Annotated in this window: 26 protein-coding genes; 7 read left to right on the top strand and 19 right to left on the bottom strand. The window is 37.4% G+C overall.

Features of this window, described 5'->3' with window-relative positions; all coding sequences use genetic code 11:
- Nucleotides 1–35: 35 nt before the first annotated feature.
- Complete coding sequence (locus RCJ95_RS14470) at nucleotides 36–1,082, bottom strand: SepM family pheromone-processing serine protease (RefSeq protein ID WP_221679711.1); 1,047 nt, start codon at nucleotides 1,080–1,082, stop codon at nucleotides 36–38.
- Nucleotides 1,083–1,200: 118 nt separating this feature from the next.
- Here RCJ95_RS14470 and RCJ95_RS14465 point away from each other — a divergent pair, with 118 nt between their 5' ends.
- Nucleotides 1,201–2,100, top strand: a complete 900-nt coding sequence (locus RCJ95_RS14465) for a hypothetical protein (protein ID WP_320940185.1) — start codon at nucleotides 1,201–1,203, stop codon at nucleotides 2,098–2,100.
- A gap of 58 nt (nucleotides 2,101–2,158) precedes the next feature.
- Here the strand turns inward: RCJ95_RS14465 and coaD are convergent, their stop codons facing one another.
- The 3 genes from coaD to RCJ95_RS14450 form a co-directional block, all read right to left on the bottom strand.
- Complete coding sequence (coaD, locus tag RCJ95_RS14460) at nucleotides 2,159–2,650, bottom strand: pantetheine-phosphate adenylyltransferase (RefSeq protein ID WP_004224812.1); 492 nt, start codon at nucleotides 2,648–2,650, stop codon at nucleotides 2,159–2,161.
- Between the two features lies 1 nt (nucleotide 2,651).
- Nucleotides 2,652–3,218: a 16S rRNA (guanine(966)-N(2))-methyltransferase RsmD gene (gene rsmD / locus RCJ95_RS14455; protein WP_446722431.1), complete on the bottom strand. Its 567-nt coding sequence runs from the start codon at nucleotides 3,216–3,218 to the stop codon at nucleotides 2,652–2,654.
- Nucleotides 3,219–3,289: 71 nt separating this feature from the next.
- Complete coding sequence (locus RCJ95_RS14450; RefSeq protein ID WP_446722430.1) at nucleotides 3,290–4,711, bottom strand: RNA polymerase II; 1,422 nt, start codon at nucleotides 4,709–4,711, stop codon at nucleotides 3,290–3,292.
- 56 nt (nucleotides 4,712–4,767) lie between these two features.
- Between RCJ95_RS14450 and RCJ95_RS14445 the strand changes: the two genes are divergently transcribed.
- On the top strand, nucleotides 4,768–5,157 hold the full coding sequence (locus RCJ95_RS14445; protein WP_036077099.1) for a DUF7147 family protein: 390 nt from the start codon (nucleotides 4,768–4,770) through the stop codon (nucleotides 5,155–5,157).
- A 2-nt stretch (nucleotides 5,158–5,159) separates the two neighbouring features.
- Here RCJ95_RS14445 and RCJ95_RS14440 read toward each other — a convergent pair whose 3' ends face one another.
- On the bottom strand, nucleotides 5,160–5,432 hold the full coding sequence (locus tag RCJ95_RS14440) for a YlbG family protein (RefSeq protein ID WP_004224806.1): 273 nt from the start codon (nucleotides 5,430–5,432) through the stop codon (nucleotides 5,160–5,162).
- Nucleotides 5,433–5,809: 377 nt separating this feature from the next.
- Between RCJ95_RS14440 and RCJ95_RS14435 the strand changes: the two genes are divergently transcribed.
- Nucleotides 5,810–6,721: a glycerophosphodiester phosphodiesterase gene (locus RCJ95_RS14435; protein WP_221679704.1), complete on the top strand. Its 912-nt coding sequence runs from the start codon at nucleotides 5,810–5,812 to the stop codon at nucleotides 6,719–6,721.
- A 90-nt stretch (nucleotides 6,722–6,811) separates the two neighbouring features.
- On the opposite strand, the gene RCJ95_RS14430 is transcribed toward RCJ95_RS14435, so the two are convergent.
- Both RCJ95_RS14430 and RCJ95_RS14425 read right to left on the bottom strand, forming a co-directional pair.
- Complete coding sequence (locus RCJ95_RS14430; protein ID WP_320940188.1) at nucleotides 6,812–7,864, bottom strand: tartrate dehydrogenase; 1,053 nt, start codon at nucleotides 7,862–7,864, stop codon at nucleotides 6,812–6,814.
- 109 nt (nucleotides 7,865–7,973) lie between these two features.
- Nucleotides 7,974–8,420 (bottom strand): YlbF family regulator, encoded by a 447-nt coding sequence (locus RCJ95_RS14425; protein WP_004224800.1) that lies wholly within the window; start codon nucleotides 8,418–8,420, stop codon nucleotides 7,974–7,976.
- An 87-nt stretch (nucleotides 8,421–8,507) separates the two neighbouring features.
- Between RCJ95_RS14425 and RCJ95_RS14420 the strand changes: the two genes are divergently transcribed.
- Nucleotides 8,508–9,008: a PaaI family thioesterase gene (locus tag RCJ95_RS14420; protein WP_221679699.1), complete on the top strand. Its 501-nt coding sequence runs from the start codon at nucleotides 8,508–8,510 to the stop codon at nucleotides 9,006–9,008.
- Here RCJ95_RS14420 and RCJ95_RS14415 read toward each other — a convergent pair.
- Nucleotides 8,989–10,461: a UDP-N-acetylmuramoyl-L-alanyl-D-glutamate--2,6-diaminopimelate ligase gene (locus RCJ95_RS14415; protein ID WP_221679697.1), complete on the bottom strand. Its 1,473-nt coding sequence runs from the start codon at nucleotides 10,459–10,461 to the stop codon at nucleotides 8,989–8,991. The two genes, RCJ95_RS14420 and RCJ95_RS14415, sit on opposite strands and share 20 nt — an antisense overlap.
- A 151-nt stretch (nucleotides 10,462–10,612) precedes the next feature.
- Entirely contained in the window at nucleotides 10,613–11,767 is a 1,155-nt protein-coding gene (locus RCJ95_RS14410; protein ID WP_257521267.1) for a CAP domain-containing protein, read from the bottom strand.
- 147 nt (nucleotides 11,768–11,914) lie between these two features.
- On the opposite strand from RCJ95_RS14410, the gene RCJ95_RS14405 reads away from it, so the two are divergent.
- Complete coding sequence (locus RCJ95_RS14405; RefSeq protein WP_004224795.1) at nucleotides 11,915–12,316, top strand: YugN family protein; 402 nt, start codon at nucleotides 11,915–11,917, stop codon at nucleotides 12,314–12,316.
- 146 nt (nucleotides 12,317–12,462) lie between these two features.
- Entirely contained in the window at nucleotides 12,463–13,524 is a 1,062-nt protein-coding gene (gene ytvI / locus RCJ95_RS14400) for a sporulation integral membrane protein YtvI (RefSeq protein ID WP_009373494.1), read from the top strand.
- 14 nt (nucleotides 13,525–13,538) lie between these two features.
- Here ytvI and RCJ95_RS14395 read toward each other — a convergent pair whose 3' ends face one another.
- From RCJ95_RS14395 to cyoE, 7 genes are all read right to left on the bottom strand, one after another.
- Nucleotides 13,539–14,000 carry a DUF420 domain-containing protein gene (locus RCJ95_RS14395; RefSeq protein ID WP_016992774.1) on the bottom strand — a complete coding sequence of 154 codons (462 nt, stop codon included), beginning with the start codon at nucleotides 13,998–14,000 and terminating at the stop codon, nucleotides 13,539–13,541.
- 40 nt (nucleotides 14,001–14,040) lie between these two features.
- Nucleotides 14,041–14,964, bottom strand: a complete 924-nt coding sequence (gene ctaG / locus RCJ95_RS14390; RefSeq protein WP_004224790.1) for a cytochrome c oxidase assembly factor CtaG — start codon at nucleotides 14,962–14,964, stop codon at nucleotides 14,041–14,043.
- Between the two features lie 180 nt (nucleotides 14,965–15,144).
- Nucleotides 15,145–15,489, bottom strand: coding sequence for a cytochrome C oxidase subunit IV family protein (locus RCJ95_RS14385; RefSeq protein ID WP_004224789.1), 345 nt, complete (start codon nucleotides 15,487–15,489; stop codon nucleotides 15,145–15,147).
- Nucleotides 15,489–16,115, bottom strand: a complete 627-nt coding sequence (locus RCJ95_RS14380) for a cytochrome c oxidase subunit 3 (RefSeq protein WP_257521265.1) — start codon at nucleotides 16,113–16,115, stop codon at nucleotides 15,489–15,491. Before RCJ95_RS14380 ends, RCJ95_RS14385 begins: the two co-directional genes overlap by 1 nt.
- Entirely contained in the window at nucleotides 16,115–17,998 is a 1,884-nt protein-coding gene (gene ctaD, locus RCJ95_RS14375; protein ID WP_004224787.1) for a cytochrome c oxidase subunit I, read from the bottom strand. Before ctaD ends, RCJ95_RS14380 begins: the two co-directional genes overlap by 1 nt.
- 40 nt (nucleotides 17,999–18,038) lie before the next feature.
- A complete protein-coding gene (gene coxB, locus RCJ95_RS14370; protein ID WP_016992772.1) occupies nucleotides 18,039–19,127 on the bottom strand; it encodes a cytochrome c oxidase subunit II in 1,089 nt (362 codons plus the stop codon).
- A gap of 99 nt (nucleotides 19,128–19,226) precedes the next feature.
- Nucleotides 19,227–20,144 (bottom strand): heme o synthase, encoded by a 918-nt coding sequence (gene cyoE, locus RCJ95_RS14365; RefSeq protein ID WP_004224785.1) that lies wholly within the window; start codon nucleotides 20,142–20,144, stop codon nucleotides 19,227–19,229.
- Between the two features lie 336 nt (nucleotides 20,145–20,480).
- Between cyoE and RCJ95_RS14360 the strand changes: the two genes are divergently transcribed.
- Nucleotides 20,481–21,404, top strand: coding sequence for a COX15/CtaA family protein (locus RCJ95_RS14360; RefSeq protein WP_004224784.1), 924 nt, complete (start codon nucleotides 20,481–20,483; stop codon nucleotides 21,402–21,404).
- A 51-nt stretch (nucleotides 21,405–21,455) separates the two neighbouring features.
- Here the strand turns inward: RCJ95_RS14360 and RCJ95_RS14355 are convergent, their stop codons facing one another.
- The 3 genes from RCJ95_RS14355 to pyc form a co-directional block, all read right to left on the bottom strand.
- Nucleotides 21,456–21,644, bottom strand: a complete 189-nt coding sequence (locus RCJ95_RS14355) for a hypothetical protein (protein WP_004224783.1) — start codon at nucleotides 21,642–21,644, stop codon at nucleotides 21,456–21,458.
- The gene (locus RCJ95_RS14350) at nucleotides 21,637–22,257 is read right to left on the bottom strand and encodes a TetR/AcrR family transcriptional regulator (RefSeq protein ID WP_320939856.1); all 621 of its coding nucleotides are present in this window, start codon (nucleotides 22,255–22,257) and stop codon (nucleotides 21,637–21,639) included. Before RCJ95_RS14350 ends, RCJ95_RS14355 begins: the two co-directional genes overlap by 8 nt.
- Nucleotides 22,258–22,390: 133 nt before the next feature.
- Complete coding sequence (gene pyc, locus RCJ95_RS14345) at nucleotides 22,391–25,825, bottom strand: pyruvate carboxylase (protein WP_446722429.1); 3,435 nt, start codon at nucleotides 25,823–25,825, stop codon at nucleotides 22,391–22,393.

Genomic DNA, 25,825 nt, shown 5'->3' with positions numbered 1-25,825 from the left:
AAGGGATGCTAAAGTCCTCTTAGCATCCCTTTATATTATTTTGGTTGAAGTTGCTTTAAATAATTGATAGCATCGTCAACGCTCTTTACTGGAACGATTTTCATTTTTGTTTTAATCTCTTTTGCCGTTTTGACAGCCGTTGCATAATTCGATTCTAGCTCTGGATACTTCGCTTTCATTTCTCGAGAGATTTCATCATCTGGTGCAAAAAAGATTTCCATGCCGTCACGATCAGCGGCAATAACCTTATAGTCTATTCCACCAATTCTTCCAACGGTTCCATCTATTAGCATTTCACCTGTACCAGCAATTGCATAGCCTTTTGTTAAATCTTCATCAAGTAATTGGTCTAATATTTCAAGTGTAAACATCAGTCCAGCAGAAGGCCCCCCGATATCCTCTGTTTTCATCGTCACTTTCGGATTAGTTTCAATCGATTTGCTTTCAGTATAGGAAATACCTAAACCTGCTCTATGTTCTTGGGCATTAGGAATTTCCTTTAGTGTAATAGTCTCCTGATGTTGTTCTTCATTACGTATAAATTGAATGGTTACCTTATCGCCAAGCTGCTTAGGTTTTAATAGATCCACAAGCATTTGCTGGCTAGTTATTCTTTGACCATCAACCTCGACAATTTCATCACCAGCTTTTAAAATACCGTCCGAAGCTCCTCCGTCTAAAACATTTAATATGAATACACCATTAAAAAGAACCTTTGTCTCTAGCCCTGCTCTTTGGAAGGCTACAGATTTGGCATTAAATTGTGAATCAGACATTAACTTTAACTGTCGAATATTATATTCCTCATCATCCTCTAAAGGATTTCGTACTTGTTCAATATCCATTAGCTTTTGATATTTTTGGACTTTCGCCCACAAATACGAAAATGGTGTGGCTTGCTGCATAGCAACTGTCATTAAACTTAAAGACCCCTCACTATCTGCCTCTTTACTATCCACAGTAACAAATTTACTGACATCATAGGCACTTCCAGGTTTCATAATATACGCGTCTAGTCGGTATAACATCATAAAACAAATCACGACTATCAACACTGCATAAATACTAATTTTTTTCTTCACTTGAAAACACCTCCTAGGACGCTTGCAAAACCATACGTTCATGTTTTTGCCTTTCTCACATATATTGATTTTAGCATTTGCCTATGTGAATGACAAAAAGTTGAAACGAGATGATAACATGTTTGCTACAATTCAAATAGTGCTCTGCGTGATTCTAATTCTCTTACTCTTGTTATTCCCACAAACCGCTCACAGTGGTACAGATTTAGGCTTAAATCTTTTCATGGAAGCACTTTTCCCGTACTTATTGCCGTATCTTGTGTTAACACAATGGCTGCTGCGTTTAACAGCCCCTATGCGTACCAAAACAAAAAGGGCTTCTTTATACGTACAAGCCTACGTTATTAGTGCCCTTGGAGGCTATCCAACTGGCGCAACCACTATTGTTTATTTGAAAAATAGTGGTCAATTACACCCTAAAGAAGCAAATTTCTTGCTAGCTGTTTGTCATGCACCCAGTCCACTTTTTGTATTAGGTTTTGTAAGCCTTGATTTACTACACAGTAATACGTTTGGATGGTTGTTTTTATGTTTACTACATACGTTTAATATTTGTTGCCTAGTAACTGGCTACTTTTTCTTTCGCAAAACTGATTCACCTAATATCTCCGTACACAACACACCACTCTATAGTGCTCCATTTTCGGAAAGTATTAAAGAAACAGCCCCAACCATTCTGCTAGTTGGTACAACCATTATCTTTTTTACAACGATTCAAACCATTGTACAACAAGGCTTAGATCAGCTGATACCAAAGCTTCCCTATACGATTGAGCTTTCCATAGCAGCTGTTCTGGAGGTAACGAACGGTCTTAAAATGACAGTTACAGCATTTCCAGATCTTCCGTATACCCATTTACTTGTTGTGATTTTGTTAACGATGCAAAGTATAAGTATTCACTTACAAATTTTTGTTATCGCCAAATCTGCGAAACTTTCTGTACGACCTTATATTAAATTCCGCCTCCTTAGCATAATCATTGTACCAACTATTTATGCTTTATTTTTTCTAAAATAACACTCGCTCTAAATATCAAAAAGAGGATGTCATCGTTCTCTTGACATCCTCTGCATCCTTATTGTGTAAAACCATATTTTTCTTTTAAAGCCTTTACGACACATGTAGGGACTAGCTCGTTAACATCACTACCGTATTTCGCAACCTCTTTTACTATACTAGAACTTAGGAATGAATATTGATTTTTCGTCATGATGAAAAATGTTTCGATTGTTTCATCCAGGAAACGGTTCATAGAAGTAATTTGCATCTCATATTCGAAATCTGAAACTGCTCGTAAGCCACGGACAATTGCCTTCGCCTTTTTTTCCTTAGCATAATCAATCAATAAGCCTGAAGAACTCTCTATACGAACATTAGGTAAGGTTTTTGTCACTTCAGCCATCAAAGCCATACGTTCCTCTACAGAAAACAAAGGATTCTTTGCTGAATTGTTTAATACTGCTACATATACGATATCAAACACGTCGGCCGCACGTTTAATTATATCTAAATGGCCGAATGTTACAGGGTCAAAACTTCCAGGAACTACAGCAATTTTTTCAGACAACTTATTCTCCCTCTTCCTCTGTACAGCGATAAACAGAAATAATTGTTACGCCATAGGTTTCTTGTCTTGTTAAAACAAACTCCCCAAAATTTTGAGGTAATCCTATCTCTTTTGCATGTTCACATAAAATAATACCATCTTGTTGTATTTTACTGTTATCGACCAAAATCTGTACGAGGTCATAATATTCCTGCTGATGGTAAGGTGGATCTAAAAATACGAGTTTAAATGTAATATCACGCTTTAATAGCGCTTTCACAGCGCGCTTTGCATCTATACGAAAAAGCTCTGTATATTCTTCATAACGGCATTTTTTTATATTTTCTTGTAGCACCTGGAATGCTTTAGGATCTTTCTCAATAAAAATAGCACGTTCTGCTCCTCTACTTAATGATTCAATCCCCAAACCACCGCTTCCAGCAAACAAATCTAGCGCCAAACCTCCATCAAAAAATGGTCCGATTATATTAAAAATGGATTCCTTTACTTTGTCAGTTGTAGGCCTTGTCGTATTTCCCGCTATTGCTTTAAGCGGCATTCCTTTGCGCTCTCCTGCTACAACTCTCATATCAGTATCTCACCGTACTTTCGTCTATATAAAGTATTTTGCAGCGAAAGGTTGGCCCTCCGCTGCAAAAGTTATTGTTGCTCTTGTTTTAATACTTGAATACGCTCATCCTTTTTTTGCAATTCAACTTGGAATAATCGCTGTAACCAAGCTTCTTCTACATAATAATGATCAGCAATCTTTATGATTGGTTCAGAGATTGATGAATACCTACGCTGGTTGAATACATAGAATCCAGGCTCTTTAGGGAAGCGGAATGTACGATGCTCGCTATTAACATAATAGCCATTTTTTCCTTCCTCAGCTGAGTAGCCAAGGTAAGGCAATAATGTATCTGCCGTATACAACACCTGTCCCTCATAGAGAATAACATGAACATCTTCCTTCAATGTATCATCCACATAGACATCACGTGGATCCTCAAATAAAAGTGGATAGGTTCCATTTTGCTGAGCTGCATTTAATGCAAAATAAGATGTCTTGGCATCTAATACCTGTGATAAATACTTGTCCATTGTATCTGGTGAAATTGATTCATCTCCAAGCTTTTTCAATGTTTCCTGCCAAGCTTGTTGTTGAGCATCTGTCATGTAATCATTTAATGTCTTGATGATTTTCTTTGTTTTTTCTCCCCCAATTGGATCGCTTATTAAATAGGATGCCACAACCTCAGGCAACCATTCTGGGGAATCTACAAAATTATATTGTGATTTGATTTGTGATAAAATTACTTCTTGCTCTACAGCTTGTGCAGTAAGTGTTGGTAAAAATAACAATCTTTCGTCATGAACTGCTACTGGACTTTTTTCTTGAATAATTGCAATATGGTCATCACTTAGAAGCTGTAAATTTTCTAATGACTTTAGAAAATCATTAGGGACTTCTTGCTGGGCATAAATTGATAACACAGGTGTCTGTTCTTGCGCTTTAAGCTCCCCGGCTTGCCAATATAAATCTTGAACTGTACCGTTTCCTCTAAACATTGTGTAATTGACAAGTACAAGTTGTTGTTGACCTACTAGGGGCAAACCTGTAACCCATTGTCCTTTCACCTTACTGTCTGTAGAAATCGAAACAATTGAATATGATGCTTCACCATTTATTAGTGTAGCAAAAACATTTTGAAGGAGCATCTTATTTTTTAAGCCACCCTCAATTGGAATTATGTATGACACAGATTGTGATTTTGTCTCCCCTTTTGCAAAGTAAGAAACTTCATCTGATAAACGATCACAGCTTTTTTCATTTTCAATAAAGCAACTAGCGTTTGTTGCTTTTTCAGGCCATTTAATTTTCACCTTTTGATTTGGTAGGTTTTTAAAATGTTGACGAATATCTAAGCTATTTTCGCGATAGACAATTTCTATTTCCTGAGAATAATGAAAATCCCCTATGCCTGTTTCTAAATCAGATGAATAAGCATGGTATTGGAAAAATACCGTTCCTGTAATGATTAGTGCTAAAATAGAAAAAAAGCTTAATGCAAATTTCATGTGCTTGACCTCCCGCAGCATGATACTATGAATATTGGAAAGGATGTGCAATTATTATGCCACAACAATTTATAGAATTAGGTGAAGGCTATGGTGATGTTTACGAGTTACTCGAAATTATTAAAACCAACCAGGAACGTTTTCATCAAGCCTTTTTACTAACATCTACAAAAGAAGACAAGAAGGTGATTTCTTTAGCTGTCGCCCTTAAACCAGTCGGCGAAAGTAAATTCATGCCTATTTATATTTGTCGAGAAGGCATCCCATACAATGAAGAACAGCCAACACAGCGACAAAAAATGTTTGAAGCACAAATAGAACAACTCGGTCGAAAAGCAGTAGTTGTAGAAATAAAGCACTCATCTATATTTTCGGAATCAAAACTATTTTATCAATACTTAATAGGTATATTAAGACTAAATAACTATATACCTGCATTAACATAAGTTTATAGACCTACTTTATAGTCATATTCCTTTGCTTTATCTGGTTTTGCATTTTCATATTCAGTTTTTACAAAAGGACGATAAGACGCCACAACGTCTTTCACAAATGGAAGGCGTTGTAGTTTTGTTGTCATCATGTCAATATCCTCACGATCGCAGTAAAGCACTACGTATTTTTGCCTTCTAGAAATATAAAGAACATGACCATATTTCCGAAGTGACTTCGCATGTTTTAATTGATGGACGTAAACGATTAGCCCTTGTCGTTCGTTCATAGTGGATTCCCTCATTTCTTACATAAAAGAATACCATAGACCAGAAAATGATAGCAACAGAGTTTAGCTGACAGAACGCTCAATTTTCCGTTATAATGGAAAAGCATACAACGTTGAACATCGTGAAGATGAATCAGTTGTTTTAATTAAATTCAATTGTAGCATCATTACAGGAACAGAAAAATGCTGAAAGATGGTCATGCCTCAAATGAACCCGATTGTTTTTCAAATAGGATGGCAAAAATCGGCATAAAAAAATCATCATTCATTTATACTAGTAACTAATTTTAATAGTAGTCCCTGTACTCACTACTATTAATTAAACAATGCTTTCACTACAACTTTTTATATGAGGATAATTTTTAAGGAGGACGAATATGGGTAAGAAAACAAAAATTGCGCTTGCAATTGCAGCAGCAAGTGCAGCAGCTTGGGCAGGCAGTAAAGCTATTTCCAAACCACAGCAACGCGAAGGTAAACAAGCATTACAATTTGAACGCCCCATAATTCTTGCACATCGCGGCGGAGCTCTTTTAGCACCAGAACATACAATGGTTGCATTTGAAAAAGCTGTACAGCTAGGTGTTGATGGCTTTGAAATCGACATTCGCCTAACGAAAGATGAGGAAATTATTGTTTTCCATGACGAGACAGTTGAACGTACAACGGATGGCTATGGGCTCATTGCAGATATGACGTTGGCAGAAATCAATGCCTTGAACCATGGCTACCAATTTGAAGATTTAGATGGAAATTTCCCATATCGAGAGGATAAATTGAAAGTCGTAACTTTACGAGAGTTGCTTGAAACCTATCCAAACATGTTAATCAATATTGATATCAAAGATGCTCCAGATACTTATGAAGGGAGTCTGATGCCTTCTAAACTTTGGCGCTTAATCGAAGAACTTCAAGCTGAACATCGTGTTGTTGTGACAAGCTTTTATGGTGAGCAAATAGATCGTTTTAATTTATATGCTCAAAATCAAGTAGCACTTGGTGCAGGTGAATCAGATGTCAGAAAAGCATTTGCTTCCTTCTCAAGTCAGTTTGGACATTTATATCACCCTAAAGTGGATGTTTTTCAAATTCCTCCAAAGTCAGGGGTTATTGCATTAGATTCTCCTAAATTTATTCAGTTTTTAAACAACCTCAATATACCTGTCCACTATTGGACAATCAATGACCTAGATACGATGAAAAAACTACTCAATAATGGGGCAAAGGGCATTATTACCGATCGTCCGGATATTGCTGTTGAGTTATTACAGGTTCAAGAGTCTAAATAAGACAAGGAATGAAAGGGAAGCACACTGAACAGATGTGCTTCCCTTTCATGTAAATGTTAGCCCCATTATTACTTTCCATTACAGGAATACTTATGTTAAATAATCTAAGATTGCATCTGTTACTTCTTTTAGTGTGGCAACTCCACCCAAATCAGGCGTTTTTATACCCCGCGCTATTGTTTGCTCTATAGCATTCAATATCCTTGTTCCCACATCTTGATAACCAAGGAAATCGAGCATCATCTTACCTGTCCAAATTTGTCCTATAGGATTGGCAATTCCTTGACCAGCTATATCTGGTGCAGAACCATGGACAGGCTCAAACATTGATGGATATTGCCCTTCAATGTTTAAATTTGCTGCAGGTGCAATACCGATGCTTCCCATAATGGCACCGCCTAAATCTGTCAAAATATCCCCAAATAAATTCGATGCTACGATAACATCAAAATTTTCTGGCTTCATCACTAAAAATGCCGCTAGTGCATCAATATGATTAGATGCTTGACCTACCTCTTTATATTCTTTTCCTACTTGAGTAAACACTTCATCCCAAAAAGGCATGCTATATGTAATCCCATTTGATTTAGTAGCACTTGTCACATGTCCATTACGTGTTTTGGCTAGTTCAAATGCATAGCGCATCGCCCGTTCTGTACCTTTTCTTGTAAAAACAGCATTTTGGATTGCCACCTCATCTTGACCACTATGTATTCTTCCTCCGCTTTCAGCATACTCCCCTTCGGAATTTTCCCTTACAACTATAAAATCAAAATCATTTGGTTGTCGTAAAGGTGATGGTAATCCTTGAAGTAGCTTTGCAGGTCGTACATTAATAGATTGCTGTAGCTCACGTCGAATTTTAATGAGAAGGCCCCATAATGATACATGATCCGGAACCAATTTAGGCATTCCGACTGCACCTAAGAATATTTGATCATACTGTTTTAACAGCTCAATACCATTATCAGGCATCATTTTTCCTGTCTCTAAATAGTATTCACAGCCCCATGGAAAGGTTGTCCATTCAAATTGAAAGCGTCCATCTAACAACGCTGCCTGGTCAAGAACTTTTATTGCAGCTGGCACAACCTCTTGTCCTATTCCATCTCCAGGTATTACAGCAATTCGATAAGTTTTCATTAATGTTTCCTCCTTCAATTTAATTATAAAAAAGACTGTAAACTAACTCAGTTATTGCCTTCGAGTTGTCTACAGTCTAGAAGAGATATGCTATATACACACATCCTATTTACGCTGAGCAGGAGCATGAACCGCCCGAGCCACATCCACCACCGCAAGATGAACCAGATGCAAAGAATGGATTACTAACAGGAACTTTTACCGCTTCAGAGACCGTTTTTCCTATTAATAGGCTAATCTCATCAAGTAAATCCTGAAAATCGTTTTCAGCAATTTTCAAGGCTGAAACTTTCTCATTTAAGTCAAGTGCCCTTTTCTGTTGGCGAATCGACTTCATAATTGTATGGTAGTCCGGATGATATTTTCCGAATCGTTGTACATCTTCGTACTGCTCTTTCATGCGATTAAATGCATATATAGCTTCTACAATTTGTGCATCACTATATACAGCTTCATACGCTTGTTGTAGCGCCATCGCAGGTTCTGAGGAAAGAATCATCTCACAAAGCGCTTCCGCCTCATCCAAAATGATTACCCAGTCAGAGGTCATCATCATCTTTAATTCCCCCAATCTCTTTCCCATCATAACAGATTTTATGGTAATTTTACATTAATGATAATTTTCATGAAAGAGGTTTTCAAAATGATGACAACATCTAAGGATCAGGTTGAACAGTTAGTTGCCGAGATTTTACAAAACAGTACCGAGGAAGATGAAGAAGTTTTATTACATCTTTTAAAGGGCCTACGGGAGAAACAGCAGGGCATTCACCGTCGTTATATTAATGCTATTTTACATATGGTAGGTAAATTTGAGACTGAGGTCAGTGAGGTCCGTATCCCTATTACACCGGTCATCCACAATACGATAAAGGTGCCACATGGAGGTATTGTTGCAACGATTGCTGATGCCGCTATGGGAGGGCTTGCTTCGCGCTCTGTGCCTGAGGGCTATAATGTAGTTACTACGAATATGAATGTATCGTATATTGCTACCACCACAAATAAAGAATTGATTGCACGTGGTCGTTTTGTTCATAAGGGACGCCAAACGCTTGTCATGGAATGTGATATTGAAGATGAGACTGGTCGCAGGCTTGCTATTGCTACAGGATCTTTCTTCGTTATTCAGCGTCGTCCGTAATTAAACTCGCAAAATAGTCTTTAACACATTGTTGATCGGAAAAAGGGAACTTTTGATTTTTAATTTGCTGTGTTTGTTCATGCCCTTTTCCGGCAACAAGGACAATGTCACCCTTTTCTGCCTTTGCTAATGCTTGATGGATAGCAAGTTTGCGATCTAAATAAATTTCATAATATTGTTGCTCTGTAAAACCAGCAATAATACTTTCATTAATCACAATAGGATCTTCATCACGTGGATTATCTGTCGTTAAATAAATAACATCAGCGTATTTACTTGCTACTGCCCCCATTGCAAAGCGTTTCGCCTTATCTCGATTTCCTCCACAACTAAAGACAAGGTAAATTGTTTTAGAGCGATCAAAGGTTTGCAATACCGCTTGTAAAGCTTCTGCTGTATGGGCATAATCTACATAAACATCAATTCCTAATGGATTTTCAATCTTCTCCAGCCTGCCCTCTGGTAGCCTTAATGACCACATATGTCCAACTATATCTTCCATAGGTACACCTAAGCGCCATACAGCCATTAAGGATGCAACAGCATTTTGCACATGGTATTTACCAACAAAGGGAATTTCTACAATATGCTCACTCGCGGAAGTCTGTAAACAAAGTACGGTTTTGCCAACTGATTCACTGACGATTTGGATATGTAAATCATTGTGATTATCAAAACCAAATGAGCAAGATTTTTTCTTATCATAAATGCCAACAGAACGGCAAAAATTATCATCTCCATTTAATACTAGCTTTTTTGATAAATCCGCTAAACGTTTCTTGGCACGTTTATAAGCTTCTAACCCTCCATGATCTTCTAAATGATCTTCTGATAAATTTAAAAATACACCACAGTCAATGTCACAATGATCGAGCCTATGCTGCTGCAACCCCATTGAAGAAGCCTCTAATACAACATGGGTCACACCTTTCCGCACACATTGCTTAAGAATGGGGTGTAATTCTTTAGCTTGCAATGTTGTTAATTGCTCATAAGCCGTTTGTTGTTTCTCACCATTGATGAAAAAGCCAACTGTTCCAATAACTGCTGCATGTTTATGTAGTGCATTTAGAAGCTGACTGACAAAATGGCTCACTGTAGTCTTTCCATTTGTACCTGTAATGGCGATAACAGTTAAAGCTTCTGCTGGAAAAGCAGCAAGCTTCGCACTTGCATACGATAAAAATAATGCTGTATTTGGAACCCATACAAATGGAATTTCTTTATCTATAATTGGCAAAGAGATACTTTCTTCTGAAACGATGGCAGCAGCTCCACGTGCCAATGCCTCTTTGACAAACCGACTTCCCGATGTTTTTTTTCCTTTTCGCACAATAAATATATCACCAGGTTGTACCGCCTGCGCATAGTCCTCTACACCAGTAATTTCTGTCCGTATAGATCCTCCCGTCACGCTACATGGCCAGTCTTTTAATAACTCTGCTAATTGCAAACCTCATTCCCCCTCTCAGTTCTCTATCATATGACGGCGTTTGTAACGGTGTGACGAAAAATGTAGAACCCTAAAAGAAGGAGAAACTCCACATAAAAAATGAAGACAAGCCCGTTTGTTGAAAGCTTGTCTTCAATTGAATATTATTCTGTTATGGTAAGGTTTGATTTGATTTATCTGTAGAATCTTCGCTATCTTGTTTTTCATTTTTTGTCTCTTCATTATCATGTTCTTCTCTATCCAGTTCTTGTGTAGTAGGTTCAAGATATATTTGCGTATAATAATCTACAAAGGCGCCAGAACCAACGTGGGTGTATCGATCATTCAAAAGAACTTTTCTGTGTTCAGGAGAATTTGTCCAGCCATGCATGGCTTCAATTGCATCAAAATAAGCAGTTGCTAGGTTTTCATTCGCTTCACTATACTCGATTTTTTGCGTCTGTAATCTTTTTTTTAGATCGCCATAGGTTGGAGATTCATGCGCTAAAAAATTTTGCACCTTCATGTCCTCACTATGCATTCTTGCTACTTCCTCCAAGGATTCATCCATTTCTAAAGGAAGTAAATCATGATGGACTCTTGTTACATTTAGCAAATCGTCTAATTGTTTAGCGCTAGCCACATCAATTTCTTGCTGTAAGAAAGAGGAAGGAGGAGTACGTCTAACAAGCTCCCCTTGATAGCTCATTTCATATGGCTGATGAAGGACAAGTGTTTCACTGTCTGTATATCGAATCCCTTGCAACTCACTTGTCTCCCTATCTATGTAAAGCTGTGCGTAAAGACCATCAAATTTGATAAGCAGCCTTGTTTGCATATCTTCTTCACTCATCGAAAAAATGAAAATATTTTCGCCTACAGTGGCGGCTACCTCATAATCAATGATCGTCATTCTGTATATTTCATCACGTTTTTGGCCTACTTTAAAAGGAAATGCATCAATTTCTTGTCCTGCTATGTAAATTTGTGTCACAATATTATTATCAATGCCAATCATAAAAAAAGTTGAAACATCTTCATTGTAGACCCACCATTGATAACCAAATGAAGACGGCTCTTTTCTTGCAGGCTCCCCATATTGTTCTAAAACAGTTTGTGTGCCTTTTCCTATCAATGTGGATATACCTGTTTGTGGACGTGTCATTGCGCCTATTGCAGGTTCCTGCTTTAGCTGTGTTTGAGGTATGATATTCGAATTGGTATTTGGGCCTTCTAGTGGCTCATTTTCCTTAGGGGTATTAAAAAACATAAAGCCAATTAATGCAACTGCACCACAAACCATTAAAATGCGGAATAAAGCTTTCATACAGGACTCCTTTTCATCACCATTATTGTAAGTTATTATATCAATTGTAATTGGGTTGACACAATGTTGTCATTGCAACAATGTCGAATATGCTCTATTATAAAAATGAGCGTATACTTTGTACGAGAACCTAAAGGAGGACTATACATGTATTTTGAAAATACTAACCTTGAAAATTTAACAGCTGATCAAGAGCTACTTGTCAGCATTATGAAAAAACATGGTTTAGAATGTGATGGCGGCTGGGATTACGAGCGTATGACATTCGATAAACGATTCGATACTCGTGAAGGTCGTTATTACCTACGCGTATTCGCATATGCTATTTCTGGTGACGTAGGTGCACACGATGCCATCCTTACATTAATGAAACCAGTCCTTGGTAAATATTATTATCCACATGGTGTTGAATATGGCGATGACGAGGTTTATCCAGCACACCTTGTAAAAAAATGTGAAGAAATCTTAAAAAAGGTTAAATTAGAGTTAGATCAATTCTCAATCGAGCCTACAAATAAAAATAACTTTGAACCTGTTAACGCACGCTAATCTTTCGTACATTGAAGTGACGGTAAGTAAGCATAAATAGCTTCATGGTTGTAAAAAGACTGGTGGTCCAGTCTTTTTTTATTTTGAGTAAAAAAAAATTTTTTTCTCATACTACCTATATCTATTACAAGATGTAGGTGAGAAAAATGTTATCATTTTTTAATCGTCCTTTTTTTCGTCATCCCATTATTGTTATCGCAATGGGCATACTGATCCTTTGGTCCATCTCCATATCATTACCAATTTTACTTGCCTACTTAACCGCGTTATTGTTAGAACCAATCATCGTTCGAATGAGTAAACGGTTTAGAAAAAAACGAAAAATCGTTGTCTTCTTCTTTTTTTTGTTTTTTCTAAGTATATCTTTATTATTATGTGCACTTATCCTCTATATAAGCTGGAAACAATTTTCTTCCTTTATTATTGATATACCTGATTATCTTAATCAATTGTCCGCCCTATGGATTCAAATGCAATCGAAGCTCAGCAATTACACCTATCATTTACCTGTAGAGTTAGTTTCACAAATTCAATTTATGATTGCAAAAGCTTTAGCATCCATCGAAAAATTTTCTTTATCCTTAACGAACGTCAATGTTTGGTCAACGTTACTAACATATATTCCCACACGTCTTTTTGATATATTTGTTTATTGGATTGTGTTGTATATGTTGCTTTTAGAATTACCAACAATTAATCGTAAATTATTAACGCCCGTTCCTTTTCATTACCATCAAAAAATAATCTTTATTGGCCAACGTGTTAAGCTAGCATTATTTGGATTTCTGAAAGCTCAATTACTTGTAGGGATAGGGATCTTTGCTATATCATTCGCTGCATTTTATTTTTTAAAAACACCCTTTCCTATACTGTTAGCACTTCTACTTGTTGTTTTAGACTTTATCCCTTTTCTTGATTCATTTATTTTATTAGTCCCATGGGCAATCTATCAGGTCTTTGCTGGCGATTATTTATATGCAGCTGTCTTAATTTTACTAACCATTGGACAATTTCTAGTCCGACGAATGATTGAGCCAAAAATTATTGGTGATAAAATTGGACTTTCTTCCTTGAATACCTTTATTGCCATGTTTATCGGTTTTAAAATCTTTGGATTTATTGGAATATTAATTGGTCCATTACTGGTTGTCGTAGTCCTTTCACTATTCCAACCAACTATAAAAAATCTCCCTCCTGCACAGAAATAAGGAGGGAGATTTTTTTAAAATCCTAAAATGGCTTTAATTACTGATGTTGTTTCACCAGGCTCAAATAAAATATACAATAATAAATAAACTAATACACCAGTTATGGCAACAAAGAACCAAATAATACTTGTAATTGGCCCAATTCGTCTGTGTAATTTAATGTTCATTTTCAAACCTGAAATAATACTAACGATACCGAACACAGCTCCAGATGTCGCTAAAATAATATGAAAAATCAAGAAGAACGTATAATATGGTTTTAAATCTTCTCCACCGCCAAAAGCTGTATTTCCAATAAAGATTGTACGGGACGCATAGATGATAAAGAAAATAAGTGCCGCAACACCTGCAGCAAGCATCACTTTCTTATGTCCCTCTACATTTCGTTTTATAATTAAGCCCCACCCTATCGCTACTAGTACCGCACTAATAACGATAAACGATGTACTAATAGTAGGCAAAATTTGCAATTCCATTGTCAAAACCCCTTACACAAAGTAAATTTCTATTCTTCAATTAATGTTGCTGTTGACTTTCCCACTTCTTTTGGTGGGCAGCTAAAGCGTCAGCAGTGATTTTATCCGGATCTTTTTGCTCAGATCGATACCATCTTGTGAAGATTGTACCAATTAGTACACCAAAAATAAGCTCTTGTAGGATTTTCATTAACACGCCACCTAATTGCTGATCTGCAACTGGTTTCATGTCTGTAAATAGCTCAGGTCCAGATAAAGATAATCCTGACAATGTAGAGGCTGGTACACAAAGCTCCATCGCCTTTAACCATGCATCACCGTTTGTGTATGTCTCATACATTGCATTTGGGGCAAAGATGATTAATCCACAAGCAGGTGTAATTAAAACAGCATTAGCAATAATATACGCCAATTTATGCAAAGGCTTCATTTGATTACTATTTGGCATATTTTGAATTAAAGGCCAGTACATAAACACCGCAGATAGAAATAATACAAATGTATAGGTACCATGTAATGTTTCATTTAATTTAATGTAATCCAATATGGACGGTAAATGATAGAAAGAAAATAGACCAATAAATACAAAGACAGCAACAACTGGTAATGTTAGCACTTTAAACAATGTTCTAACTACTGGTGCCTCAATAGCCACCTTCCAAACCCACCAAGGAATCCCTTTAATTAAGAAAATAGGGACCAGCAATAACAGAATAGCCATTTGCACCATATGCATGGTAAACATAATATGAGCCATTAAATCGATAGGAGATCCTTTGATAATATAGATGGTAATCATAGCTAAAACAAAGTAAATAGCTTCACTTTTTTTCAAAGGTTCGCTTACTTTAAAATCCTTACGCCACTTTGTTGTGACTAAAAAATAGATGATTGTTATAAAAACAAGAACCCCTATTAAATACGGGCTCCACAATGCTTGGAAACCAAATATACTAAGTGGCATATAGAACGCACTCCTTTAAACTTCAGTACTCCTATTATAAAACGCTTACAGCTATACTGCAATGAACGAAAGGTGAACAAATGTTAAGTTTAACAGTGTTTGCCTCTTTTGATACCTAAATAACCTCAAAACATAAGAAAAGCACGTTCGTACAAAATAACGAACGTGCTTTTTTGGTGATTACCACCAAATGATTGTTAAAAATGCTAAGAAGAATGTAAATGCGATTAAAATTCCCATCCACATGAAGAAACCAATAACGCCACCAAAGTGAGTTTTTTTATCTTCTAAGTGCATGAAAGAATACAGTTGAAGTACAACTTGAACGCCAGCCAATAATAATACGAATGGCATAATTAAGTATTTAGAAAAATCAGCTGCAACTACTGCGAATGCGATAAAAGTAAAGAAAATCATAATCGCAAAGTTGATTACTTGTTTACGCATATGAACGGCATTATGATGACGATCATACTCATACTGTGCTTGTGACTTAGCAACTATAGGTGTATCGTGTGAAGACATTATCCGATCACTCCCATCAAGTATACTACTGTGAAGATAAATACCCAAACCACGTCGATAAAGTGCCAATATAAAGCAGCAACGAAGAATTTAGGTGCATTGTACAGGTTTAATCCACGTTTAGCATTACGAATCATTAATGTTGCAATCCATACAAGTCCTAAACATACGTGGAAACCGTGTGTACCAACTAAAGAATAAAACGCTGTTGCAAATGCAGATTGATTAAATGTAAAACCAAGGTGCACATAGTGGTTGAACTCATAGATTTCAAGTGCTAAGAATCCAAGACCTAAAGCTAATGTAATCGCTAACCAAGTTTGCATACCTTTAAAGTTAAAGTTACGCATATGGTAAATTGCATAAACAGATGTTAGTGATGATGTTAATAATAACATTGTCATAGCAAATGCTAATGGTAATTCAAATAAACCTTGAGTTGTGAACTCCATGCCAGCTGGCCCTTTGTTCTTAAGCGCTAAATAAGTAGCGAATAAACTTGCGAAAAGTACAACTTCACAGGCAAGGAAAATCCAGAAACCAACGACTTTATTTTTACCTTCCATCGTAGCTTGTTCAGGATGATCTGGCCAAGTATGAGGAGTAAATTTAGTATTGAAATCCATTATTTATTTCCTCCTTTGCCGTAAAGATGTTCTTCAATTTCAAGAATTTCTTCTTTGTGTAAATGGAAACCATGATCGTCTTTAACAGAACGAGCAATCATTGCACCAAATGTAATAGCTAAACCAATGATTAATACATAGATAGACCACGGCTTATCTGCGTCTGGATTGTAAAGTGCACCAAATGCTGCAATAAACATACCTAATGAAATAACGAATGGAATCGCTGAGTTATTTGGCATATGGATATCACCTAGTGGCTCAGCAAATGTTACCTCTTTATTACCTTCTTGTTTTTCAATCCACCATGGATCTAAACCACGAACAAGTGGAGTTTGACGGAAATTATAGAATGGAATTGGTTGTGGAATTGACCATTCTAAAGTACGTCCATCGCCCCATGGGTCGCGTCCTGCTGGTTTGCCCTTAATAGACATTAAGCAGTTGATTACCATTAAGATAACCCCTACACCCATCATTAATGCACCGATTGTAGAGATATAGTTGAATTGATCCCAACCTTGACCTTCCATGTAAGTGAATACGCGACGTGGCATACCCATCAAACCTAAGAAATGTTGAAGGAAGAATGTTAAATGGAATCCGATAAAGAATACCCAGAAAGTAATTTTACCAAGCGTTTCGTTTAACATACGGTTGAAGAAAATTGGCCAGTAGAAGTGCGCTGAACCAAATAATGCTGTAACGATACCACCAACGATTACGTAGTGGAAGTGAGCAACGATAAAGTAAGAATCATGTAATTGATAGTCAAGAGGTGCAGATGCTTGCATGACCCCTGTAACACCACCCGCAACGAATGACGGGATGAATCCAAGTGCATAAAGCATTGGTGTTGTAACTTTAATAGATCCGCCCCAAATAGTTAGGATCCAGTTGAATACTTTCATACCTGTTGGAACTGCAATTGCCATTGTTGCAACAGCGAAGATTGCGTTTGCTGTTGGCCCAAGACCAACTGTAAACATATGGTGAGCCCAAACCATGAACCCTAAGAAACCAATTAAAATTGTAGCGAATACCATTGAAGAGTATCCGAATAGACGTTTACGAGAGAACGCTGGAATAATCTCAGAGAATAAACCGAATGCTGGTAATACTAAGATATAAACCTCTGGGTGTCCGAAGATCCAGAATAAGTGTTCCCAAATTACTGTGTTACCACCCATTGTATGGTCAAAGAAGTTACCACCGAACATACGGTCAAATAACATCATTAATAAACCAATTGTTAATGGGGGGAATGCGAATAAAATTAAGGCACTTGATACAAGAGCAGTCCAAGTGAATAATGGCATACGCATAAATGTCATACCTGGAGCACGCATTGTAATAATCGTAACGATAAAGTTAAGACCTGAAATTAATGTACCTGCCCCTGAAATTTGTAAACCAAGAACATAGAAATCAATACCATGTCCTGGAGAATATAAAGATAATGATGCATAAGAAGTCCAGCCCGCATCAGGAGCGCCACCCATAAAGAATGACAGGTGAAGGAATACTGCACCTAGGAAGAATAACCAGAACCCTAATGAGTTAAGGAACGGGAATGCAACGTCACGCGCACCAATTTGTAATGGTACAAGCATGTTCATAAATGCGAATAGTAGTGGCGTAGCAGCTAGGAATAACATTGTTGTTCCGTGCATTGTTAATAATTCATTGAAAAAACCAGCTGATACGAAATCATTATTTGGTTTCATTAATTGAATACGCATTAATAATGCTTCAAAACCAGCGATAGCGAAGAACAATGTACCGGCTAATAAATACATCACTGCTAACTTTTTATGGTCAACAGTAGTGATGTAATCCCAGACAGCTGCTCCAAAGCCCTTTTTCTGTGTGTATGAGCTCACAACTTTTACCTCCCTCAAAATTTGTTACATAGAACGAAAATTATTTTTCTACTGATAAGCCCATGATGTAAGTTGCAAGAGCTTCAATTTCTTCATCAGATAAATTACCGTAGATAGGCGCAGTGCCTTCAGCATTCATCATTAAGTTACCTGGTTTAAATTCCTCAGGGTTTTTAATCCAAGCTTTTAAGCTTTCTTCATTATGCTCTAAGAAACCAGCAACACGGTTACGGTCACCAAACGTAGTTAAGTTTGGACCTGGTGTACCGCCTGCTCCTGAACCAGAGATAGCATGACAGCCTAAGCAGCTATTAGCAAAAGTTGCTTCACCAAGATCAGTGGAAGCTTTGTCAGCAGTTTGTCCTTCAGTTGCTTTCATTGCATCAACCCATGCATCAAATGCATCAGGGCTTAATGTTTTTACTTTAAAGTCCATTAATGCATGTGAAGGTCCACATAATTCAGCACATTTTCCATAAAATACGCCATCTTTAAGATCTTTTGATTCTTTATCGAATACTAAGTAGAATTTGTTTAAGTTTTCCACGTTTGTATCCATTTTACCGCCTACAGCAGGAATCCAGAATGAGTGCTTAACATCGGCAGCTTTTAAATTAAAGTAAACTTTTTCACCTGTTGGTACCACTAGCTCTTGAGCCGTTACGATACCTTGGTTAGGATATTCGAATTCCCACCAGTATAATTTTGCCGTTACATTGATCGTTAGGGCTGTTTTGTTCCCTTCTTCATCTACCTCATCCATTGCAGCAACATCTGCAAATTTATAAGTAGTTGTAACAACTGGTACAGCGATAATTAATAATAAAATAATCGGAATAACTGTCCAAATCACTTCTAACGTATGACTACCTTCTACTTGCTTAGGTATAACATTTTCACCTACGCGTGCACGACGGTATTTTAGGAATGCAAGTAAATAGATAACGGATACTATTACTACTACTAGCGTCATAATTACAGTAGTTAACAGTAATAAATTTAATTGTTGTTTACCTACTTCTCCAGATGGTTTTAGTGTAGAAAGATAATCTTCACCACAACCTGAAAGGAAAACCATCATCACTGCTAGAAGTGAAAAAAGACGCCATTTTTTAAGCCCTTTCATCATAGCTTAATTAAACCCCTCTTTCTTTGTTGTATTTTCATGTGTACCTAGGACATCAGTTCTGTCTATATGAATTCTTATAAAAAGAAAGAATCCCTAACTTTAGCTAAACACCGCAAATATTATGATGGCTACAAATAGTATGGTCATATGATTCAACGAATAAATAAACATTTTATTTGCCCATTTCATATCATCTTTTGTTGTAAAGCCTTTCAGAGCTAGTATTAACCAACCCAAGTTCAATGCAGTAGCAAGAGTTAAAAAGCCAATTCCAAGCTCTGTTAAAAGGAAAGGTAACGGTAATAATAAAAGAATCCAGAATAACATTGAGTACTTTGTACGTTTAAATCCCTTTATAACAGGTAGCATTGGTATTTTAGCTGCACGATATTCCTCAGTCCGTTTCATAGCAAGCGCATAGAAATGTGGTGGTTGCCATGCAAACATGATAAGGAATAAAGCTAGTGCTCCTGGACCTAAGGCAGGCTCAATCGCCGCGAATCCAATAACAGGAGGAATAGCCCCTGAAATACTACCTACAACCGTGTTACTAACATGCTTCCTCTTTGACCACATTGAATACAGAACGACATAAGCAAATATTCCTACTAGTCCCCACATGCCGGCTGCAAACGATGCCGCAAATAACAAAATTTCACCTACAATTAAAAATGAGAGGGCAATGGTCAACACAAAGTTTGGCTTAAATCTGCCTGTCACTGTCGGTCTTGCCTTTGTTCTTTTCATGATAGGATCTATATCCTGATCAATGAAGTTATTCATTGCACCTGAGCCACCAATGATTAATGCCGCACCCAGCATGGTGTAAAATATGACATCAAGCTCTTGCAAGAAATGTCTACTAGTAAACTGAAAAGCCAGCCACATCCCTGTAAACGTTGTGACAAGATTCGAGTTAACGATTCCAATTTTTATTAGTGCTAAGAAATCTTTTACAACAGATGTTGTTTCAGGACCAGTATTTCTAGTAGCCGCCAGTGTACGACCGTTTGACATAATACCTCTCCTTTCATTTTTGTAAGCATATTCCGCTAACAATAACTATAGCGAAATTTGCGATTGATTTCTAGACATTAAGTGAAATTTAGATGAAGTTGTAAAAATTAGTTTTGTCTAGAAATATAATTAAAAACAACATATCTATAGTAAAACATTTTCTAAAATGAATTGTGAAGGTTAAAGCACGAAATTATGAACAATTTGTGAAATGGAATCGACATCTAGTAGTCCCTTCTCTTTACAAGTTGTTTTTTATACGTATTTTCGATATTATCTAGTAGCAGAAACATTACGTGCTTGTAATGTTGATAGATAAAGTAGGTGACTCATTTTATGCAACACAACAGGTATTTGAAGTGGTTTGCTGTTGCCGCTACAGTCGGGATGCTCCTTATATTACTAGGTGGGGCTCTCGTTACCAAAACAGATAGTGGCCTAGGCTGTGGTCGAAATTGGCCTGATTGTAATGGATCTCTTATTCCAAAGGAGATTACACCAGAAGTCCTTATTGAATTCTCACATCGTCTCGTAACAGGAGTTGTATCTATTTCAATTCTTGTGTTAACCGTTTGGACATGGCGTAAGCTCGGACATATTCGCGAAGTAAAACTATTAGGTTTCCTAGCAATGTTTTTCTTAATCGCGCAAGCTCTTATTGGAGCAGCTCAAGTATTATGGGGGCAAGGTGATTTCATCTTAGCACTTCATTTTGGGATATCTCTGATTTCCTTTGCCGCGGTTCTTCTTCTCTCTATGATTGTATTTGAAGTCGATCGGAAATTTGATGCCGATAACGTATTTATTGGTAAAAAGTTACGTTGGCATACAATTGCTGTCACAATTTATTCTTATTTAGTCGTTTATACAGGGGCGCTAGTTCGTCATACAGATTCGAGCTTAATTTGTCCTGATTGGCCATTTTGCTATAATGAAACACCTTTCGCACCCCCGAATAATATGTATGAATGGGTGCAAATGGGACATCGATTAGCTGTTCTTATTATTTTCATTTGGATTGCATACATAACTTGGCACGCTGTAAAGGAATATAAACATCAACGTGTTATATACTATGGATGGATAATTGCTTTTTCTATAGTAGTTTTACAAGTTATTGCAGGTATGTTAGTAGTCCTTACTAAACTGAATTTAACGGTAGCTTTACTGCATTCATTATTTATTTCCCTTTTATTCGGTTTATTATGCTATATGATCATGCTAGTTGCTAGAAGTAATTATAATGAGAAAAAGAAATAGCCCATTAAAAAAGATTCGACACCAAAGATGTGTCGAATCTTTTTTCTATGACTATTTTTGTTTCTTCATAGCTTCAGTTCCTATAATTCCAACAATTAAGATAATCATGGATACTAGTGCATAATCTTTAAAAAATGTTGTAAAGGGAATGTCGAAATATCGACAAATTAGTGTTACGAGACGGCCTCCTAATAAAATTAAACCAATGACTAACATCCAGTTGAATAGCGCTCTAAGCATTTTTTGGCCCCTCTACTTTCATTGCTGTCCATATAATATTTGTTACTTCGAGACTGTAATCCTCTGCCGCAATAGCAAGCGGTCCCCCTATAAGCATGTATTCACCAATCGCTCCTTGAATTACTTTTGCCATTACATTGACAGAGCGAACACTAAATGTCCCCTGTTTTTTTCCATCTTCTAAAATATTACATAATGCCGTCAAAAGTGGGTCTTCCTCTTCATCTGGCAGTTTATAGTAAGGGATGTCTTGTACAGTCCGAGCGTTGAAGACAATTTCTAATAATGCTGCATTTTCTTTTGGGTGTGTCGCTTGATAAGCAATGCTTGCCTCTATGAAGTTTGCTAATTGTGTGACAGGGTCACTGGCAGTATATGTTTTTGTCAAAATAAAAGTTGTGGATTGCTCAATTAGTGTCTGCAGACTTTGGTTGATTAAATCTTGTCGATCTACAAAGTGATAAGAAATTATTGCTGTGCTGATAGAAGCACGTTTAGCGATTTGTGCTAAACTCGCCTTTACATAGCCTATGTCATCAAGTGTCGTTATCGTAGCTTCAATAATTTGCTGCTTTCTTGCTTCCTGAATAAAGGTATTTTTATTGCTATCCATAGAACCCTCCTGATTGATTAGCCAAACATTTTTTTGATTAAGTAATCAAATTGTATATGATTTATCGCTTAACACAATAAAAAAGGTTATATAGATGCAATAAAAGCATCTAATAACCTTTTTTCACGACTATCTATTCAATTTCAATTAATAGATCCCCTGTAGAAATCGCATCTCCTGCACTCGCATATACTTCTTTTACAATGCCGTCTTTAGGTGCTTGGACAGTTGTTTCCATTTTCATGGCTTCTGTAATTAACAGATGATCCCCACGTTTAACAGGACTACCTTTAGAAACAACAACTTTTAACACAGTACCTGGCATTGTAGCACCGATTTGATTTGGATTGCTTGGATCGGCTTTTAACGCTAAATTGCCATCAACCTCAACAGTCATATCTTGAATCACCAATTCACGCGATTGTCCATTGAGCTCAAAGTAAAGGACACGTGTTCCATTGTGTTGTGGTTCCCCGATTGAAACGAGTTTAATAATCAATGTTTTACCTTTTTCAATTTCGACCTCAATAATTTCTCCAAGCTTTAAGCCATATAAGAATGTCGGTGTGTCAAGAACTGAAATATTGCCAAAGGATTCTGCTGTTTTCGCATATTCCTCAAAGACTTTTGGATAAAGTGCATAAGCCAGTACATCTTTTTTCGTAACTGGACGATTTAACTTTTCCTCAAGTACAGCCTCTAATTGATCAAACTGAATAGGCTCTAATAATTCTCCTGGACGAACTGTAATTGCTTCACGATCTTTTAACACTACTTGTTGTAATGCCTCTGGGAACCCGCCATGCGGCTGCCCAAGATAACCTTGGAAGAATTCAATCACAGAATCTGGGAAGTCAATCGTTTTCCCTCTTGTTAAGACCGTATTTTCGTCTAGATCATTTTGCACCATAAATAAAGCCATATCACCCACCACCTTGGAGGATGGTGTCACTTTAACAATATCACCAAATAGTAGATTTACACGGGAATACATGCGTTTCACTTCTTCCCATCGATCACCAAGCCCTACAGCTTTTGCTTGTTGCTGTAAGTTACTGTACTGACCACCAGGCATCTCATGTACGTAAATCTCAGAATGTGGGCTGATCATGCCACTTTCAAAATCTTTATAGTATTTACGAACATCTTCCCAGTAGTACGATAATTTTTCTAATGCATCGATATCTGCTCGTACCTCACGTTTGCCGCCCTTCATTGCATAGTACAAGGAGTTTGCACTCGGTTGAGATGTTAGGCCTGCCATAGATCCAAGCGCTGTATCTATGATATCAACACCTGCTTCTATCGCTTTAGCATATAAGTAAATTCCATTGCCACTAGTATCATGTGTATGCAAGTGGATTGGCAGACTTGTCGTCTCTTTTAACTCGGAAATTAAACGGTACGCCGCTTCTGGTTTCAATAAACCAGCCATATCTTTAATCGCTAAAATATGGGCACCAGATGCTTCAAGTTCTTTCGCCATATCCTTATAGTATTGCACTGAATATTTCGCACGACTGTCATCGAGGATATCCCCCGTATAACAGATTGCCGCTTCAGCAATTTTTCCTGATTGACGCACAGCATCTATTGCTACTTCCATGCCTTTAATCCAATTCAAGCTATCGAAAATACGGAATACATCAATTCCTGATGAAGCTGATTCAGCGATAAATTCTCGGATTAGATTGTCAGGATAGTTTGTATAACCAACAGCATTAGCTCCACGCAGTAACATCTGGAATAGCACGTTCGGCACTTGCTCACGGAGTTTCGCTAGTCGCTCCCATGGATCTTCTTTTAAGAAGCGATAAGCTACATCGAATGTTGCCCCGCCCCACATTTCCAGCGAGAATAACTGATGCATCATGCGAGCTGTTGCATCTGCAATTTGGTACATATCCTGTGAACGAACACGTGTTGCAAGTAGAGATTGGTGTGCATCACGGAATGTAGTGTCTGTTAGTAGTACGTCTTCCTGTGCTAAAATCCACTGGACTAAGCCATCTGCTCCCTGTGTATCTAAAATCTGCTTCGTACCTGCTGGTGGTAAAATTAAAGGATCAATTTTAGGTTGGTTTGGCTGAACAAAGATAGGTTTTGATTTCTTCTCTACACCAGGGAAGCCATTTAAGGTCACATTCCCTATATAGCTTAACAGCTTTGTTCCACGGTCTTTACGGACAGGGAACTCGAAAAGCTCTGGTGTTGTATCAATAAAGCTAGTATCAAAGGCTCCTGATAAAAACTTCTCATGTGTCACCACATTATTTAAAAACGGAATATTCGTTTTAACGCCACGAATACGGAATTCTTTTAAATTACGATCCATTTTCGCAGCAGCTTCTTTAAAGTTCATACCCGAAGTGGAAATTTTAACCAATAAAGAGTCATAGTATGGTGTTACGACAGCACCTTGGAATCCATTCCCGGCATCTAATCGCACGCCAAAACCACCACTTGAGCGGTAAACCATTAACTTTCCTGTATCTGGCATAAAGTCATTTGCAGGGTCTTCTGTTGTCACACGGGCTTGAATGGCATAGCCAATCATTGGCATGTCTTCTTGCTTTGGCATATGAATTTCTTCACTGTGAAGTCCATAGCCTGCCGCTACCTTGATTTGGGCATGGACGATATCAACACCTGTAATCATTTCTGTAATTGTATGTTCTACTTGAATGCGAGGGTTTACCTCGATGAAATAAAAATCTTCTCCTGCGACTAAAAATTCCACTGTCCCTGCATTTATGTACGAGACATTCTTCATTAATTTCACAGCTGCATCACAAATACGATTTCTTAACTCTTGTGAAATCGAATGAGATGGCGCAATTTCTACCACTTTTTGATGTCGACGCTGAATTGAGCAATCACGCTCATATAAATGCACAATATTGCCGTGTTTATCGCCAATAATTTGTACTTCAATGTGTTTTGGTTTTATGATTGCTTTTTCTACATATACTTCATCGGAACCAAAAGCAGCCTTTGCCTCAGATTTTGCTCTTTCATAGGAGGAAGCAAGATCCTCTGGCCTATGGACTAGACGCATCCCACGACCACCACCGCCAAGTGCTGCCTTAATCATAACTGGATAGCCATAATTGCTAGCAAACGTCTCTACCTCTGCTAGATCGGCTACTGGGCCATCTGTACCAGGAATAACAGGAATCTCAGCCGCAATGGCTTGAGAACGTGCTTTGACCTTATCTCCAAACATATCTAAATGCTGAGAAGTTGGTCCGATAAAGACAATGCCCTCTTCCTCACAGCGACGTGCAAATTCCACGTTTTCTGATAAAAAACCATACCCTGGATGAATCGCATCAACATCTGCATCTTTTGCGATGGCAATAATACCTTCAATATCTAAATAAGCATCGATTGGTTTCTTGCCAGCTCCCACTAAATAAGCTTCATCTGCTTTAAAGCGATGAAAAGCACCACTATCTTCTCTTGAATAGATGGCAACAGTTTGGATATTCAGCTCCGTACAAGCACGGAAAATACGAATTGCAATTTCTCCTCGATTGGCTACGAGAATTTTGTTGATTGATTCCAT

The organism is Lysinibacillus sp. BSL11 (genome assembly GCF_052928325.1).
The sequence above is the reverse complement of the archived record's forward strand: the minus strand, read 5'-3'. Positions and strand labels throughout refer to the sequence as shown.